At 68.8% G+C, this 14376-nt stretch carries 14 protein-coding genes; 8 read left to right on the top strand and 6 right to left on the bottom strand.

Going from position 1 to position 14376, the window contains the following annotated elements:
- Positions 1 to 33: 33 nt before the first annotated feature.
- A complete protein-coding gene (locus AC0CH3_RS06715; RefSeq protein WP_354299771.1) occupies positions 34 to 660 on the bottom strand; it encodes a glutathione S-transferase family protein in 627 nt (208 codons plus the stop codon).
- 106 nt (positions 661 to 766) lie between these two features.
- Here AC0CH3_RS06715 and AC0CH3_RS06710 point away from each other — a divergent pair, with 106 nt between their 5' ends.
- Entirely contained in the window at positions 767 to 2209 is a 1443-nt protein-coding gene (locus tag AC0CH3_RS06710) for a dihydrolipoyl dehydrogenase (protein WP_354299769.1), read from the top strand.
- A 3-nt stretch (positions 2210 to 2212) separates the two neighbouring features.
- Here AC0CH3_RS06710 and AC0CH3_RS06705 read toward each other — a convergent pair whose 3' ends face one another.
- Genes AC0CH3_RS06705 through AC0CH3_RS06695 form a run of 3 tightly spaced genes read right to left on the bottom strand, consistent with a single transcriptional unit; the run spans position 2213 to position 4553 of the window.
- Positions 2213 to 2413, bottom strand: coding sequence for a hypothetical protein (locus tag AC0CH3_RS06705; protein WP_354299767.1), 201 nt, complete (start codon positions 2411 to 2413; stop codon positions 2213 to 2215).
- 56 nt (positions 2414 to 2469) lie between these two features.
- The gene (locus AC0CH3_RS06700; protein ID WP_056022849.1) at positions 2470 to 2853 is read right to left on the bottom strand and encodes a MerR family transcriptional regulator; all 384 of its coding nucleotides are present in this window, start codon (positions 2851 to 2853) and stop codon (positions 2470 to 2472) included.
- Entirely contained in the window at positions 2850 to 4553 is a 1704-nt protein-coding gene (locus AC0CH3_RS06695) for a long-chain-fatty-acid--CoA ligase (protein WP_354299765.1), read from the bottom strand. Before AC0CH3_RS06695 ends, AC0CH3_RS06700 begins: the two co-directional genes overlap by 4 nt.
- Before the next feature lie 133 nt (positions 4554 to 4686).
- Here AC0CH3_RS06695 and AC0CH3_RS06690 point away from each other — a divergent pair, with 133 nt between their 5' ends.
- The 4 genes from AC0CH3_RS06690 (at position 4687) to AC0CH3_RS06675 (ending at position 10109) form a co-directional block, all read left to right on the top strand.
- A complete protein-coding gene (locus AC0CH3_RS06690) occupies positions 4687 to 5823 on the top strand; it encodes a thiolase family protein (RefSeq protein WP_354299764.1) in 1137 nt (378 codons plus the stop codon).
- On the top strand, positions 5823 to 8141 hold the full coding sequence (locus tag AC0CH3_RS06685; protein ID WP_354299762.1) for a 3-hydroxyacyl-CoA dehydrogenase/enoyl-CoA hydratase family protein: 2319 nt from the start codon (positions 5823 to 5825) through the stop codon (positions 8139 to 8141). Before AC0CH3_RS06690 ends, AC0CH3_RS06685 begins: the two co-directional genes overlap by 1 nt.
- Positions 8142 to 8352: 211 nt before the next feature.
- Positions 8353 to 8763 carry a DUF2147 domain-containing protein gene (locus AC0CH3_RS06680; RefSeq protein WP_354299760.1) on the top strand — a complete coding sequence of 137 codons (411 nt, stop codon included), beginning with the start codon at positions 8353 to 8355 and terminating at the stop codon, positions 8761 to 8763.
- Between the two features lie 53 nt (positions 8764 to 8816).
- On the top strand, positions 8817 to 10109 hold the full coding sequence (locus AC0CH3_RS06675; RefSeq protein WP_465237713.1) for an OmpP1/FadL family transporter: 1293 nt from the start codon (positions 8817 to 8819) through the stop codon (positions 10107 to 10109).
- 38 nt (positions 10110 to 10147) lie between these two features.
- Here AC0CH3_RS06675 and cobU read toward each other — a convergent pair whose 3' ends face one another.
- Positions 10148 to 10699 carry a bifunctional adenosylcobinamide kinase/adenosylcobinamide-phosphate guanylyltransferase gene (cobU, locus tag AC0CH3_RS06670; RefSeq protein ID WP_354299757.1) on the bottom strand — a complete coding sequence of 184 codons (552 nt, stop codon included), beginning with the start codon at positions 10697 to 10699 and terminating at the stop codon, positions 10148 to 10150.
- Between the two features lie 87 nt (positions 10700 to 10786).
- On the opposite strand from cobU, the gene AC0CH3_RS06665 reads away from it, so the two are divergent.
- Genes AC0CH3_RS06665 through AC0CH3_RS06655 form a run of 3 tightly spaced genes read left to right on the top strand, consistent with a single transcriptional unit; the run spans position 10787 to position 14170 of the window.
- Complete coding sequence (locus tag AC0CH3_RS06665; protein ID WP_354300428.1) at positions 10787 to 11761, top strand: aminotransferase class I/II-fold pyridoxal phosphate-dependent enzyme; 975 nt, start codon at positions 10787 to 10789, stop codon at positions 11759 to 11761.
- Entirely contained in the window at positions 11754 to 12692 is a 939-nt protein-coding gene (gene cbiB, locus AC0CH3_RS06660) for an adenosylcobinamide-phosphate synthase CbiB (RefSeq protein WP_354299755.1), read from the top strand. The genes AC0CH3_RS06665 and cbiB overlap by 8 nt, the downstream gene beginning before the upstream one ends.
- On the top strand, positions 12680 to 14170 hold the full coding sequence (locus tag AC0CH3_RS06655; protein ID WP_354299753.1) for a cobyric acid synthase: 1491 nt from the start codon (positions 12680 to 12682) through the stop codon (positions 14168 to 14170). The genes cbiB and AC0CH3_RS06655 overlap by 13 nt, the downstream gene beginning before the upstream one ends.
- On the opposite strand, the gene AC0CH3_RS06650 is transcribed toward AC0CH3_RS06655, so the two are convergent.
- Entirely contained in the window at positions 14138 to 14365 is a 228-nt protein-coding gene (locus tag AC0CH3_RS06650; protein WP_465237777.1) for an adenosylcobinamide-GDP ribazoletransferase, read from the bottom strand. The two genes, AC0CH3_RS06655 and AC0CH3_RS06650, sit on opposite strands and share 33 nt — an antisense overlap.
- Positions 14366 to 14376: the final 11 nt, after the last annotated feature.

Below are 14376 nucleotides of genomic sequence, written 5' to 3'. Positions count from 1 at the left end.
GCTGCCGTATCGCAGCGCCGGTCCCCTCACCCGTCAGCGTCGCGGTGGCGACAGCGGCCCGCCGATCTCGATCGCCTTCTGATAGCCCGGCACCGCCTTCAACCGCTCGAAATACGCGCTCACCTCCGGCTGGTCCCTGAGCAGCCCCGCGCTCTCCGCGGTCGCGAGCAGGTACGACATCTGGATATCCGCCAGCGTCAGCTTGGCCCCCATCAGATACGGCCCCTCGCCGACCCCCTCGGCGATATACGCAAACGTCTTGGCGACCTCGGGCTCGGAGAATTTGCCGAGACCCTCGGGCAGCCCGCCCATCATCTTGCCGATCACCGTCATCATGATCGGGAACGCCGCCGAACTCTCGACATAGTGCAGCCATTCGTCATGGATCGCCGCCTCGGGCGTGCCCTCGGGCGGGCTGAGCCGCGCGCCACCGTACTTGCGGTCGAGATAGGACAGGATCGACGCGCTCTCGGCGAGCGTCAGCTCGTCGTCCTGCACGATCGGCGCCTTGCCCAGCGGATGTACCGCCTTCAGCGACGCGGGCGCACGGAAGCTCGCGTCGCGCTCGTACCGGACCAGCTCATAGGGCAGCTGCAGCTCCTCCAGCAGCCACAAGATGCGGAAAGACCGGGAGAAATTCAGGTGATGGACGGTCAGCATGGCGGGTCCTCGGATCGTGGTGATTATCGGATCGGCATGCGGAACGGGTCAGGCGGTCGGAAGGTTTCGCTGCCATGACCGGAATGCTCCGGAGACGGAGTCGATCATGCCGAACACCAGCCCCAATCTCAACGGCCCCGATCTCACCTGTGACGTCGCGATCATCGGCGCGGGCACCGCGGGTCTCGCAGCAGAGCGCAACGCGCGGCGCAACGGCGCGCGCACGCTGCTGATCGACGAGACCTTCTCGGGCACCACCTGCGCCAGCGTCGGCTGCATGCCCTCCAAGCTGCTGATCGCCGCCGCCCACGCCGCGCACGCGGTCCGCCAGGCATCGGTCTTCGGCATCGCCGCCGAGCCGCGGATCGACGGCGCCGCAGTGATGGCGCGCGTCCAGCGCGAACGCGACGCGTTCGTCGCAGGCGTCTGCGACTCGCTCGACGCGCTCCCCGACGGCGTGAAGGTCCAGGCCCGCGCGCGTTTCGTCGACGCGACCACGCTTAGCCTCCACGACGGCCGCACCGTGACCGCCAAGGCCGTCGTGATCGCGACCGGCTCCTACCCAAACATCCCCGACACGTTCGACGCGGTGCGCGACCGCGTGCTGACCAACGAGACGATCTTCGAGCTGCCTACACTGCCCGGCTCGGTCGGCGTCATCGGCGCGGGCCCGATCGGCCTCGAACTCGCGCAGGCGCTCGTCCGGCTCGGCGTCGAGACGATGGTGTTCGACCAGTCCCCCGGCCTCGCCGCGCTGAAGGACGAGAAGGTCTCGGCGGTGCTCCACGCGATCCTCGACAAGGAACTGCCGATCCATCTCGAAATGAAGCTGAAGGCCGAACCCGACAGCGACGGCGTCCGCCTGTCCTGGTCGGGCGCGCAGTCGGGATCCCGCCGCTTCGACTATCTGCTCGTCGCGACCGGCCGCCCGCCGCGGCTCAAGGGGCTCGGGCTGGAGACCACCGGGATCACGCTCGACGATCACGGCACGCCGGTCTTCGACAGGACGACGATGCAGTGCGGCGACGCGCCCATCTTCATCGCGGGCGACGCGGATCACGACCGCACCGTGCTCGGCGAAGCGTCTGCCGAGGGGATGATCGCCGGCCGCAACGCGGCGCAGTTCCCCGACGTCACCCCCGGCCCGCGGATGGTGCCGCTCGCGATCATGTTCACCGACCCGACCGTTGCGGTGATCGGCGACATCACCCCCGACGACCAGGACGGCATCGTCATCGGCGAAGCCTCCTACGAGGATCAGGGTCGTGCGAAGGTCATGGCGCGCAACGCCGGCCTCGTCCGCTTCTATGCGGAGGCGGGCACCGGCCGGCTCACCGGCGCGACGATGGCCGCCCCCGGGGTCGAGCACAGCGCGCATCTGATCGCCTGGGCGATCCAGCAGGGCCGCACCGCGACCGACCTGCTCGACATGCCCTTCTATCACCCGACGCTCGAGGAGGGGCTCAAACCTGCACTCCGCGCGATCTGCAAGGCGGTCAGCGCGCCCGTCCCCGCCGACCGCGACGACGGCTTCACCGCGGGCGCCTGACCCTCACTCGTCGAGGTCGAGATAGGCGACGACGTCGTTCTCGGTCGCGATGTACAGCCCGGCCTGGACCTCCTCGTCCTGTTGCGCGGCGATCGTCAGCGCCTCGCCGAGCGGGCCGTAAAACAAGGTCGTCGCCGCGCCGCCCTCGAGCGCATCGTCGAGATGGTAGAGACGAACGCCGACGGCGGAGGAGATGGTGCGCATCGCGCGTCCCTGCCGCGCCGCGCCGCGCGGTGCAACCGCCGCGCGTTAGAGGCCGGTCAGGACGCGATCCGCTCGAGCGCCTGCGCCTCGATTTTCTCGAGCTCCGCCAGCGTCTGCGCGATCGCATCTTGCTGCTGCTGCAGATCGTCGATCCGCTGGCGACAGCGTTCGGCGAGCGCGCGCATCTGTTCGACATGCTGCGGATCCGCGTCGTACAGGTCGAGAAACTCCTCGATGTCGCGCAGCGAGAATCCCAGCCGCTTGCCGCGCAGGATCAGCTGCATCCGCGCGACGTCGCGCCGCGTATAGACCCGCGTCGTCCCGATCCGGCACGGCTCGATCAGCCCCTTGTCCTCATAGAAGCGTAGCGTCCGCGCGCTGACCCCCAGCGCCTGCGACACGTCCTGAATCCCGGTAAGATCGTCCTGCCGCTCGTTCACGGTGTCGCTCCCCTCTCCCCCGACGCCGCCCCGGCCGGCATTGCGCCTGCCAGCCTGGCTTCTTCTTCCGCGACAAGTTCCTTTTTGGATAGCTTGCCGATCAGCGTCTTGGGCAGAGTGTCGCGGATTTCGACCTCGCGGGGAAGCTCGATCTTGCTGATCTTGTCACGCAGAAAATCGCGCAATTCCACAGGGGTAGCAGTCGCGCCTTCGATCAGCGTGACGAACGCCTTGGGCGCCTGTCCGCGATAGGCGTCGGCGACCCCGATCACCACCACCTCGGCGACCGCGGGATGCTCGTACAGCGCCTCCTCGATCACGCGCGGATAGACGTTGTAGCCGCCGCACAGGATCAAATCCTTGATCCGGTCGACGATGAACAGATAGCCGTCCGCGTCGAGATGCCCGACGTCGCCGGTACGCAACGCGCCATCCGCGAACAGCGCCGCGCTTGCTTCCGGCTTGTGCCAATATCCTTGCGTAACCTGCGGGCCACGCGCGCAAATCTCGCCATTCTCGCCGACGGGCAGCAGCCGGGTCGGATCCTCGCGGTCGCGGATCTCGATGATCGTGCCGGGAAAGGGCAGCCCCGCCGACCCCGGCTTGTTCAGCCCCTCGATTGGATTGCAGGTGATAATAGGCGACGCCTCCGACAGCCCGTACCCCTCGACCAGCTTCGACCCCGTCGCCGCCTCGAACGCGGTGCGGACTTCCGCAGGCAGCGGCGCGCCGCCCGAGATGCACGCATGGATCGACGACAGGTCGATCGGCTGCGTCTCCGCCGCCTTGGTGATCGCGGCATAGATGGTCGGCACCGCGGGAAAATAATTCGGCCTGGTCCGCACGATCGTCTTCAAGAGCTGCTGCAGCTCGAACCGCGGCAACAGGATCATCTGCGCGCCCGCACGGATCGAATAGGTCAGCACCGTCGTCAGCGCGAAGACATGGAACAGCGGCAGCGCCCCCATCACCCGGTCCTGCTCGGGCGTCTCGCCGCCAACGAACGTCATCATCGCATCCGCGTTCGACACCAGATTGGCGTGGCTCAGCATCGCCGCCTTGGGCTCGCCGGTCGTCCCCCCGGTATATTGCAGCACCGCCACCTCGTCCGGCGTCACCGCGACCGGCGTGGGCGCGCCCTTTGCATGCACCAGCGAGTCGAAGCTGCGATGCCGCGCGTCGTTCGGCGCACGCGCGATCTCGGCGCGCTTGAAGATGCGGTAGGCGATCGACTTCAGCGTCGGCAGCGCGCCCGCGATCGGGCAGGTGATGACATGCCGCACCCCCGTCTCGCCCGCGACCTTCAGCACGCGCGCATGGATCTCGGCGATGTCGCAGGTCGCGATGATCTCCGCGCCCGAATCCTTCAGCAGGTGGCACAGCTCGCGTTCGACATAGAGCGGGTTGACGTTGACGACGATCCCGCCCGCTTTCAGCACCGCGAAGAACAGCACCGGATAATAAGGCGTGTTCGGCAGGCACAGCGCGACCCGCGTTCCCTTCACCACGCCCAGATCCTGCAACCCCCGCGCCGCATGCGTGACCGCATCGCCAAGCTCGGCATAGGTCATCGTCGACCCGAGGAAATCGAGCACCGTCCGCGACCCGAATCGGCGGACCGCCGTGTCGAGCATGTCGCCCAACAAACGCGCTTCGCCTTCAAGCGGTACGCCGATCGCACGGCCGACGGTGTCCAGCATCTCTCTCTCCTTTTCGGCGTGCGCTCTCGACTGATATTGTAGCCCGCATCACCTTGACGTATAGGAGAGGTATCGCACCTTAAGGGTAGCCCGCAAGTCTTAAGCGGACCGATTGCAATTGGAGAGGATCATCGTGACCAACGTCGTCATCGCCGGGTACGCCCGCTCGCCGTTCCACCTTGCCGGCAAGGGCGACCTCGCCCGCGTCCGCCCCGACGATCTCGCCGCGCAGACGATTCGCGGGCTGCTCGACAAGACCGGCGTCGATCCCGCCGAGATCGAGGACATCATCCTCGGCTGCGCCTTCCCCGAGGGCGAGCAGGGCCTGAACGTCGCGCGGATGATCGGCCTGCTCGCCGACCTGCCGCTGTCGGTCGGCGGCATGACGGTCAACCGCTTCTGCGGCTCGTCGATGAGCGCGATCCACATCGCGGTCGGCCAGATCAACATCGGCGCTGGCGACGCGTTCATCTGCGCCGGGCTCGAATCGATGAGCCGCGTGCCGATGGGCGGCTACAACCCGCTCCCCAACCCCGATCTCTTCAAGAAGAACGCGGGCGCGTACATGGGCATGGGTGAGACCGCCGAGAACGTCGCGCGCGATTACCAGATCACGCGTGCCGAACAGGATGCGTTCGCGGTGAAGAGCCAGGACAAGGCCGCCGCCGCGCGCGCCGATGGCCGCCTGTCGGATGAGATCGTGACGATCCAGACCAAGGCCGGCCCGGTCAGCCAGGACGGCACGATCCGCGCCGGCACGACGACCGAGGCGCTCGCCGGCCTCAAGCCTGCGTTCAGCGCGGACGGCTCGGTTACCGCCGGCACCTCCTCGCCGCTGACCGACGGCGCCTCCGCCGTTCTCGTCACCTCGGAAGCGTTCGCGACGAAGCACGGCCTGACCATCCTCGCGCGGATCAAGTCGGTCGCGGTGTCGGGCAACGAGCCGTCGACGATGGGCCTCGGCCCGATCTACGCCTCGCAAAAGGCGATGGAGCGCGCCGGGATCACCGTCGCCGACCTCGACGTGGTCGAGATCAACGAGGCGTTCGCCAGCCAGGCGATCGCCTGCATCCGCGACCTGGGGCTCAAGGACGAGACGATCAACCTCGATGGCGGCGCGATCGCGATCGGCCATCCGCTCGGCGCGACCGGCGCGCGCATCGTCGGCAAGGCCGCAGCCTTGCTCGCGCGCGAAGGCGGCCGCTACGCGCTCGCCACCCAGTGCATCGGCGGCGGTCAGGGCATCGCAACGGTGCTGGAGCGCGCATGATGGACAACGCCGTAAAGAAAGTCTGCGTCATCGGCGCAGGCGTCATGGGCGCAGGGATTGCTGCACAAGTTGCGAACGCCGGCATCCCCGTGCTGCTGCTCGACATCGTGCCCCGCGAGGGCGACGATCGCGATGCTGTCGCCAAGGGCGCGGTCGCGAAGATGCTCAAGACCGACCCCGCGCCCTTCATGTCGAAGCGTGCGGCAACGCTGGTCGAGACGGGCAATATCGACGACCATCTCGACCGCGTCGCCGAGTGCGACTGGATCGTCGAGGCGATCGTCGAACGGCTCGACATCAAGCAGGCGCTCTATGCCAAGCTCGAGGCACTGAAGCGTCCCGGCACCGCGGTCTCGTCGAACACCTCGACGATCCCGCTCGGCCATCTCGTCGACGGCCGCTCGGACCAGTTCAAGGCCGACTTCCTCATCACGCACTTCTTCAACCCGCCGCGCTACATGCGGCTGGTCGAGATCGTCCGCGGTGAGCATACCGACGTCGCGGTCGCGGAGAAGGTCGAGGATTTCGTCGATCGCTTCATGGGCAAGCGGATCGTCCGCGCAAAGGACACGCCGGGCTTCATCGCCAACCGCATCGGCACCTACTGGCTGGCGATCGCGATCAACGCGGCGATGGACCAGGGGCTGACCGTCGAGGAGGCCGACCAGATCGGCGGACGGCCGATGGGCGTGCCCAAGACCGGGATCTTCGGTCTCGTCGATCTCGTCGGCGTCGACCTGATGCCGCTGCTGTCGAAGAGCCTCTCGTCGACGCTCCCCGCGGGCGATCCCTATTTCGACACCGTCCGCGACATGCAGCTCGTCGACAGGATGATCGCGGAAGGGTTCACCGGCCGCAAGGGCAAGGGCGGCTTCTACCGCTTCGACAAGGCGACGCGCACCAAGCTCTCGCTCGACCTCGCGACCGGCGACTATCGCCCCGAGGCGAAGCCCGCCGAGCTGCCCGGCAAGACCGGCAAGGATCTCGCCGCGCTGATCGCCGAACCCGGCAGGATCGGCACCTATGCCTGGACGATCCTCGGCAACACGCTGTCCTACGCGGCGATGCTCGTCGGCGAGGCGGCGGACGATATCGTCGCGATCGATGACGCGATGAAGCTCGGGTACAACTGGAAATACGGGCCGTTCGAGCTGATCGACCGGATGGGGCCGGGTCTGCTCGCCCAGCGTCTCGCCGCCGAGGGCCGCGACGTGCCCGCGATCCTGACGACCGCGGGCGACCGTCCCTTCTACCGCGTCGAGAACGGCAACCGCCAGTATCTGACCACCGACGGCGACTATGTCGACGTGCCGCGCGCCGACGGCGTCGAACTGCTCGAGGACATCAAGCTCCGGTCGCAGCCCGTCCTGACCAACGCCTCGGCGTCGCTCTGGGACGTCGGCGACGGTGTTGCCGCACTCGAATTCCACACCAAGATGAACGCGCTCGACGATCAGGTCATCGCGCTCATCGAGGAAGCGGTCCCGGTCGTGCGCGAGCGCTTCAAGGCGCTGGTCGTCTATAACGAGGGCAGCAACTTCTCGGCGGGCGCCAATCTCGGCGCGGCGATGTTCGCAGTCGGTGCGGGCCTCTGGGACATGGTCGAGGCCAGCGTTTCGCGCGGCCAGCAGGCGTACAAGGCGCTCAAATACGCGCCCTTCCCCGTCGTCAGCGCCCCCGCCGGGCTCGCGCTCGGCGGCGGTTGCGAGATGCTGCTCCACTCGGACGCGGTGCAGGCGCATGCCGAGACCTATGCCGGCCTCGTCGAATGCGGCGTCGGGCTGGTCCCCGGCTGGGGCGGCAATGGCGAGATGCTCGATCGCTGGACGCAGTCGCGCACGCTCCCCAACGGCCCGATGCCCGCGCTGACCAAGGTGTTCCAGGCGGTCTCCACCGCGCAGGTCGCCAAGTCGGCGGCGGAGGCGAAGGAGATGATGATCCTGCGCAAGGACGACGGCATCACCATGAACCGCGACCGCCTGCTCGCCGACGCCAAGGCGAAGGCCTTGTCGCTGGTCGAGGGCTATGTCGCCCCCGAGCCGCCGACCTTCCGTCTGGCAGGCGCGAGCGGTCGTACCGGTCTGTCGATGGCGGTGTCCGACTTCCACAAGAAGGGCATGGCGACCGACTATGACGTGGTGGTCGCCGACCGCCTCGCCGAGGTGCTGACCGGCGGCGATGCCGACCTCGTCGACACCGTCACCGAGGCGCAGCTCCTCGACCTCGAACGCGCCGCCTTCATGGCGAGCGTCAAGGACCAGCGCACCCAGGCGCGCGTCGTCCACATGCTCCAGACGGGCAAGCCGCTGCGCAACTGAGCCAGTTCCCCCGCGCAAGCGGGGGAACACCCGCATGAACGCTTTTTCACCCGCCCGGATCAGTAAGAACACTTGACTATTGTTCGTACAAATCTAGGCGGGGCGAAGAGCTGCCGTATACGGCAGCAGGCTCGCGATTAGGTCGCGGGTCTCGCCAAGACAGCGGATGACCGTACACATGCGGCGTCCCGACACCAGGAGAGGATAGACGATGTCCCTGATGATGATCGCCGCGCTGCTCGCCGGCGCCCCCGCAACCGCCGACACCGCGATCGGCCGCTGGCGGACCGAGACGCACAACGCCATCGTCGAGATCGCGCGCTGCGGCCCCTCGATCTGCGGCAAGATCCTGACCTCCGACGCGCTGCGCGCCAACCCGTCGATGAAGGACGCCAACAACAGCAACGCCGCGCTGCGCAACCGCCCGATCCAGGGCATGCAGATGCTCAGCGGCTTCAAGCCCGACAAGGACGGCGTGTGGAGCAACGGCCAGGTCTACAATGCCGAGGACGGCAAGACCTATAGCGGCAAGATCACCCCGGTCGGCGCGAACCAGCTGAAGCTGCGCGGCTGCGTCTTCTTCCCGCTCTGCAAGACCCAGACCTGGACGCGCGTCCGCTGATCCCAGGTCCTCCCTCACGTTCCCCTAAAAGTTAGCGTTCAGGAATTTTGTAAATGTCGTTTCGTACCAAGGCCCCGTTGCTGGCCGTGACCGCGCTCGTCTCCGCTTTCGGGTTCGCCAGCACCGCCTATGCCGACGCCTTCTACCTCCAGGCGCAGTCGGCACGCGGCGCGGGCCGTGCGTTTTCGGGTGAAGCCGCCGATACCGGCGCCGCGTCGCTCTGGTGGAACCCCGCCGCGATCGCCGGCATCCGCGACGGCAGCGCAACGCTCAGCGCCAGCGCGATCATCCCGCGCGGCGACGTGATCGACACAGGCTCGCAGATCTGCCGGCCGGGCGGCCAGCCCTGCACCGCGATCAGCGGCCAGTCGAACTCGAGCGACCCGGTCAACAAGGGCGTCGTCCCCTCGGGCGCGGTCGCCTATCCGCTGACCGACCGGATCGCGGTCGGCCTCGTCGTCACCTCGCCGTTCAGCTTCACGACCAACTATGACGCCGACAGCTGGGCCCGCTACAGCGCGGACAAGACCCGCCTGCGCACGATCGACATCCAGCCCTCGATCGGCGTCGAACTGACCGACTGGCTCCGCGTCGGCGGTGCGCTCAACGTCGAATATACCGACGCGATCCTCAGCAACGCGCTCCCCAACGTGTCCGCGGCACAGCCGGACGGCCGCCAGGAACTCAGCGGCGACGGCTGGGATCTCGGCTGGACCGCGGGCGTCCAGCTCCACAACGACTTCGCCACCGTCGGCGTCACCTACAAGTCGAGCATCCGCCACAAGCTGAAGGGCGACCTCGTCGTCACCGGCCTGCTCGGCCCGCTCGCCGGCGGCAACACCGACATCTCAGGCGCGACCGCGGAGTTCAACACCCCCGGTCAGGTCATCGTCGCGGGCCGCGTCCGCGCCACCGACCAGCTGACGCTCAACGCCCAAGTCATCGCGTTCAACTGGAGCAAGTTCGACACGATCGACCTCGGCGCGCCGCTCAACACCGCGATCCCCGAGAACTACCGCGACAGCTGGAGCCTCGCGGGCGGTCTCGACTATGACGTCACGCCCAAGCTGACGGTGCGCGGCGGTGTCCAGCGCACCAAGACGCCGACGCAGGACGGCCAGCGCGACGCGCGCGTTCCCGACGCCGATCGCTGGACCTATGCCGCCGGCGCCTCCTACCAGGTGACGCCGCGCATCGCGGTCGACGCCGCCGCGCAATATGTCGACTTCGAGAACACGACGATCGACCGCGCCACTTTGGTCGCGGGCAGCATCATCCGCACCAACGGCGCGCTCCGCGACGCCAGCGCGATCGTCACCTCGCTCGGCGCCCGCGTCTCGTTCTGACGCCGCCAGCCCCTCCCCGCACCGGGGAGGGGCACCTGCTACCCCTTCATCCGGATCGTCAGCCCCGACACCGCGAGATCGACCGTCTCCACCGTAGCCGCGACCCGCTGGTTGAGCATCCCGGCCAGATCGCGGAACCGCCGCGCCATCGCATTGTCGGGCACGATCCCCATCCCGACCTCGTTGGTGACCAGCACCAGCCGCCCCGCGACGCGACCGATCGCGTCCAGCAACGCGGCGATCGCCGTCTCAGCATCGGCCTCCGCCAGCATCAGGTTCGACGCCCACAAGGTCAGGCAGTCGACCAGTATCACCCCGTCCGGCGCGTCCGCCTCGGCGATCGCCGCCGCCAGCGCGAGCGGCGCCTCGACCGTCCGCCACCGTTCGTCCCGCTCGGCGCGATGCCGCGCGATCCGGTCGGTCATCTCGCCGTCGAACGCCTGCGCGGTCGCGATATAAACGAGCGCGTGGCCACCTGCCGCCTCTGCCCCCGCCTCTGCCAAAGCCTGCGCATGGCGGCTCTTGCCCGAGCGCGCACCGCCGGTCACCAACACCGTCTTCCCAAACCCCTGCACGACCGTCTCCTCCATCGCCTCTTGCGCTATCCCCGGCGAATGGCGAAGGCCAGCAGCAACGCCGCGGCATCGCCGGCGCAGGGGACGCATGTGCACGCGCTGATGGAACATGGCGGCCGGATCGACAGCGCGCAGGCGCTGTACCCGCACGCGCCGCGTCCCTGGCTCGACCTGTCGACCGGGATCAACCCCTGCGCGTGGGAGCCCCCCGCCGATCTCGCGGTCGACCTGCGCAGCCTCCCGTCGCCCGCCGCGCTCGCCGCGCTCGAGGTCGTCGCCGCGCGCCATTTCGGCGCCGATCCCGCACGCGTCGTCGCGCTGCCCGGCACCGAGATCGGCCTGCGCCTGCTCGGCGATCTCGGCCTCCCCGCCCCCGCCCGCCATGTCGGCCCCAGCTACGCGACGCACGAAGCGGTCCTCCCCGCGCGTATCTCGATCGACAGCCTGACCGACGAAGCGGCCCGCGGCGGCACCCTCCTGCTCGCCAACCCGAACAACCCCGACGGCCGTCTCGTAAGCCCGGACGCGCTCAAGCCAGTGATCGACCGTCTCCGCGAGAATGCAGGCTGGCTGGTCGTCGACGAGGCCTTCGCCGACACGCTCCCCGACGCCGGCCTGGCCTCGCACCTGTCCGCAGAAGATCCCGTTATCCAGTTCCGATCATTCGGTAAATTCTTCGGACTCGCCGGCGTGAGGCTCGGCTTCATGATCGCACCGCCCGGCATCGTAGCGCGGGCCCGCGACCGTCTGGGCAGCTGGCCGATCTCCGCCACCGCGCTCGCGATCGGCACCGCCGCCTATACCGACCGCGACTGGATCGACACGACGCGCGCACAGCTCGTCACCCGTGCAGCCGCGCTCGACGCGGTGCTTCTCCACCACGGGCTCACCGCGACGGGCGCCTGCCCGCTCTTCCGTCTCATCGCAACAACCGACGCCAAAGCCTTGTTTGAGCGCCTGAATATGGCGGGCATCCTGACCCGCCCCTTTACCTATGACCCCCGCTGGCTGCGTCTCGGCGTGCCCGCCGACGCAGCCGCGCTGGCACGGCTCGATGCGGCGCTCGCGCATGGCTGATCCCGTCGCGCTCATCGCGCTTGCGCTCGACGCCGCGTTCGGCTGGCCGGAAAGGCTCTACCGTCGGATCGGTCATCCCGTCGGCGCAATCGCCGCGATCATCGGCGCGCTCGAAAAGACACTCAACCGTCCTTCATGGCCCGACGCGACGCGCCGCATCGCCGGGATCGCGACGCTCGCAATCACGCTCGCGGTGACGGGCGGGATCGCCTGGGGCGCGACCTGGCTGTTGACGACCTATCTCGGCGCCTATGCCTGGATCGGCATCGGCCTCCTCGCCGCCCCCGGTCTCGCGCAGCGCAGCCTCAACGATCACGTCGCGCCGATCGCCGCCGCGCTCGGCAAGGGCGACGTGCAGGGTGCGCGAATCGCGGTCGGCAAGATCGTCGGCCGCGACACCGACCGGCTCGATTCCGCCGGCATCGCCCGCGCCGGAATCGAAAGCCTTGCCGAAAGCTTCTGCGACGGCATCGTCGCGCCGCTGTTCTGGCTGCTCGTCGGCGGGCTCCCCGGCCTGTGGATCTACAAGGCGATCAACACCGCCGACAGCCTGATCGGCCACCGCGAGCCACGCTGGCGCGCGTTCGGCTGGGCCTCGGCACGGATCGACGATCTCGCCAACTGGATCCCCGCGCGGATCAGCGGCGCCCTGCTCTGCCTCGCCGGTCCCGGCGGCTGGCACGTAATGCGCCGCGACGCGCGCAAGCACGCCTCGCCCAATGCCGGCTGGCCCGAAGCGGCGATGGCGGGCGTGCTCGACCTCCGCCTCGCCGGCCCGGTCAGCTATGACGGTGTCACCCAGCTGAAGCCCTGGATCGGCAGCGGCCGGCCCGCCGCCACCGCCGCCGACATCGCCCGCGCGCTTCAGGTCTATCGCCGCGCCTGCCTGCTGCTGTGGATCGTCACGGGGGTGCTGCTGTGGGTGCGGTGATGCTCCAGGGCACCGGCTCGGACGTCGGCAAGTCGGTGCTCGTCGCCGGCCTCTGTCGCGCGCTCGCCAATCGCGGACTCGCCGTCCGGCCCTTCAAGCCGCAGAACATGTCGAACAACGCCGCGGTCACCGCCGATGGCGGCGAGATCGGCCGCGCGCAGGCGACCCAGGCGATCGCCGCGCGCACCGCGCCGACCACCGACATGAACCCCGTTCTGCTCAAGCCGCAGGGCGACCGCAGTTCGCAGCTCGTCGTCCACGGCAAGGTCCGCGGCATCCTGCGCGCGAGCCGCTGGCGCGAGGGGCGCGCGGGGCTGATGGACGACGTGCTCGCCAGCTATCACCGGCTCCGGGCGCAGGCGGACATCGTCGTCGTCGAGGGCGCGGGCAGCCCCGCCGAGATCAACCTGCGCGCCGCCGACATCGCCAACATGGGCTTTGCGCGCGCCGCGGGCGTCCCCGTCATCCTGATCGGCGACATCGACCGGGGCGGCGTCATCGCCTCGCTCGTCGGCACGCGCGCGGTGATCGACCCCGCCGACGCCGCGATGATCCACGGCTTCCTCGTCAACAAGTTTCGCGGCGACCCCGCGCTGTTCGACGACGGCTATCGCGCGATCGAGGCGCGGTCGGGCTGGCGCGGCTATGGCGTCATCCCCTGGCTTCCCGAGGCCGCCCGCCTGCCGAGCGAGGACGCGGTCATCCTCGAACGCTCGACCGGTCACGGCCGGCAGGACGGACAGGTCGTTATCGCCTGTCCGATCACCCCGCGCATCGCCAATTTCGACGATCTCGATCCGCTGCGGCTCGACCCCGGCGTCACGTTGGTCATGGTCCCGCCCGGCGAACCGATCCCCGACGCCGACATGATCATCCTCGCCGGCTCCAAGGCGACGATCCCCGACCTCGCCTTTCTGCGCGCGCAGGGCTGGGACATCGACATCCATGCGCATCGCCGCCGCGGCCGCCCGGTGCTCGGGCTTTGCGGCGGCTATCAGATGCTCGGCCGCAGCATCGCCGATCCGGACGGGCTGGAGGGGCCCGCCGGTATCGCCCCCGGGCTCGGCCTGCTCGACGTCGCGACGATCCTGTCCCCCGCCAAGACGCTCGAACGCGTCGCCGGCACCGCGATCGGCGCACGGTTCGACGGCTATGAGATCCATATCGGCGAGACCACCGGCCCCGACACCGCGCGCGCCCTGACGATCCGCGACGATGGCCGCCGCGACGGCGCGGTCAGTCCCGACGGGCTCGTCTCCGGCAGCTATGTCCACGGCCTGCTCGGCCTCGCGGATCAGCGCCGCGCCTGGCTCAGCCGGCTCGGGGTCGACGCGGTCGGTCCCGACCATTCGGCGTCGATCGACGCCGCGCTCGATGCGATCGCGGAAACGCTCGAACGCCATCTCGATATCGATGCGCTGATCGCAGTGTCGAAGCTGGCGGGGTCAGACGCAGCCGGCAATGGCGAGCGCGACTAGCATTCCGGTCTCGACGAATTCGATCCCCGCGCCGTGGCAATCCCCCGATACGCCCCCAACCCGCCGGATGAGCCACCAGCCGAATAGCGCGATCAGTGCAGGGGCCCCTGCAACGGCATGCACAGGCACCCCTAAACACCCTGTTACGCACCCCCAAAAGACCAGATCGTGCACCCTGATCTTCCCTGCCACCATCCCTCCCAGCC

Source organism: Sphingomonas sp. AC449 (assembly GCF_979253475.1).
Note: the sequence above shows the minus strand (reverse complement) of the source record. Positions and strands in the feature narration are given on the sequence as shown.